This window comes from Cryobacterium sp. TMS1-20-1, from assembly GCF_004402355.1.
In the GTDB taxonomy this organism is placed as follows: Bacteria; Actinomycetota; Actinomycetes; order Actinomycetales; family Microbacteriaceae; genus Cryobacterium; species Cryobacterium levicorallinum.
This window is the reverse complement of record NZ_SOGF01000064.1, coordinates 1-2,133: the sequence shown is the minus strand read 5'-3', so window position 1 is coordinate 2,133 and position 2,133 is coordinate 1. Positions and strand designations below refer to the sequence as shown.

Here is a 2,133-nt window from a genome sequence, read left to right as displayed (position 1 = left end):
GGAACAGGCCATCAGAATCGCTCATAATCAATTTTCCCAGACCAACACCCCAACCCCGGGAAATCGACCGGCGTTTTAAACTTTGGTACTACTGACCCACGCTCCTAGCCACACCTTGCTGGACCAGGCCTCGACACCCTGCCTATCCTTACTCATGACCAATTTGTCTCACGTGGTGGAACCACACGCCGCCGGCCTTGCCTCACGGTTGAACTGGCTGCGCGCCGGAGTTCTCGGCGCGAATGACGGCATCGTCTCTGTCGCCGCCCTCGTCGTCGGCGTCGCCGCCGCGACCACGGATTCCCACGTCATCCTCATCGCCGGTGTCGCGAGCCTGCTCGCCGGGGCGATCTCGATGGCGCTCGGGGAGTACGTGTCGGTGAGTAGCCAGCGCGACTCCGAACGAGCCCTGATCGCGAAGGAAACCTGGGAACTTGAAAACGAGCCCGACGAGGAACTCGCCGAACTCGCCGGCTTCTACCAGGCCAAGGGCCTGTCGCCCCAGACTGCCCAGCAGGTCGCGGTCGAACTGACCGAGCATGATGCCCTCGCCGCGCACCTCGAGGTTGAACTGCACATCACCGAGCAGGACGTATCCAATCCCTGGCACGCAGCATACGCATCCGCTATCGCCTTCACCGTCGGCGCGGCGCTCCCCCTGCTCGCCGTCCTGCTGCCCCCGGCCGAATGGCGCATCGCGGCCACCTTCGTCGCGGTGCTGATCGCCCTCGTTATCACCGGTTGGCTCAGCGCGCACCTCGGCAACAGCCCGAAACCGCGCGCAATCGCCCGAATCGTCATCGGCGGCATCCTCGCCCTCGCGGTCACCTATGTCATCGGTGCGCTGATCGGCGGCAACGTCTAGCGCACCTAGGCTGAAACCATGTCTCGACAATCCATCGTCACCGCGGGTGTGCTCGACGCCGCCCTCGTGCTGTTGTTCGCCGCGATCGGTCGACTGAGCCACGGCGAGACCCTGGCCGGCCTGGGCGTGACTGCCTGGCCATTTCTCGGCGGGCTGATCATCGGCTGGCTGTTGCTGCGCGCCTGGCGCCACCCGCTCAGCGTGGTCTGGACCGGCCTCGGCATCTGGATCGCTACCGTGGCCGGCGGCCTCCTGCTGCGCCTGGCCGGCGGCCAGGGCGTTCAGCTCAGTTTCGCGATCGTCACGACCATCGTGCTCGGCATCTTCCTGCTCGGCTGGCGCGCCATCGCCGCGCTGGTGCGTCGCACTTCTCGCAAGCGGATGCCCGCCCCGGCCTGATCTGCTGGTCCGTCGCGTTCCCTGTGACGGATGCCCCACCCCAGCTAATTCGCCGCGGTTTCTCGTCTTTACCTACGAGACTCGCGAGCGCATATTCCTAGAATAGGTGAGGAAGTCTCGCTTTTTTGTTCGATTAGTGGGATAATGAAGGCATGGAGATCAACGACGATCCACCTCCGAGTCTGGAGCCTCCGAGCGCGAGTCGCGTCGAAAATGGGGTAGCTCAAGCGGACAGTGGCGCGAGGAGTGAATCGGTAGCTGCTGAATCGAGAGTGGCCGATTCGAGAGCTGCTGAGCGGGCAGGTGCTGAGCGGAGAGTTGATGAGCCGGTCGCTGCGGGATCGGTCGCTGCGGGATCGGTCGCTGCTGCCGAAAAGGGCCCGGCGTCGAAGTCTTCCTGGGCGAGGCGGTCGGTGGGGGGAAAGACGATCTCTGGGGTGAAAGCCCTGGATTATGTGGTCTCGGCGTCGGTGCAGGATTGGAAGGCGCGTCCGGTGGATGCGGAGCAGGTGCGGCTGCTCGACGCGGTGCGGGAGTGTGACCTCGCGATCAATCGGGCCCACGCCGCGCGGGCGGCGGCGATTGACGAGGTCGCCCGGCGGGTGGCGAACACCGCTGTCACGGGCCGGCCGCTGCCACACGCGCTCCTGGCGCGGGAGGCCCAGGCGGCCGGCGAGGAGGGCCGGCCGTTGCAGCGATGGTCGGAGAAGAAGGCGGCCGAGGAGGGCCTTGTCGCTGAGCTCGGCTGTCTGCTCCGGGTGAGCCTGTCAAATCTTTTGTGTAAGTGTTGGGAATTGGTTAGAGGTGGGGGTTGATTCGGTCGGGGTAAATCATCACGAGCTGGCTGAGGGCTTGCTTCCAATTCGTGG

The 2,133-nt window shown here is 65.0% G+C and carries 3 protein-coding genes; all 3 read left to right on the top strand.

The annotated features are described in order from the left end of the window. Window positions 1–154: 154 nt before the first annotated feature. Window positions 155–865, top strand: a complete 711-nt coding sequence (locus E3O45_RS16220) for a VIT family protein (RefSeq protein WP_134444485.1) — start codon at window positions 155–157, stop codon at window positions 863–865. 18 nt (window positions 866–883) lie between these two features. Further along, window positions 884–1,264, top strand: coding sequence for a DUF3054 domain-containing protein (locus E3O45_RS16215; RefSeq protein WP_134444483.1), 381 nt, complete (start codon window positions 884–886; stop codon window positions 1,262–1,264). Between the two features lie 437 nt (window positions 1,265–1,701). After that, the gene (locus tag E3O45_RS16210) at window positions 1,702–2,079 is read left to right on the top strand and encodes a hypothetical protein (RefSeq protein WP_134444481.1); all 378 of its coding nucleotides are present in this window, start codon (window positions 1,702–1,704) and stop codon (window positions 2,077–2,079) included. Window positions 2,080–2,133 lie beyond the last annotated feature (54 nt).

Bases quoted from the DNA above. Each gene is read 5' to 3' on its own strand.
- E3O45_RS16220 (WP_134444485.1), top strand. From the start codon at position 155: ATGACCAATTTGTCTCACGTGGTGGAACCACACGCCGCCGGCCTTGCC.
- E3O45_RS16215 (WP_134444483.1), top strand. From the start codon at position 884: ATGTCTCGACAATCCATCGTCACCGCGGGTGTGCTCGACGCCGCCCTC.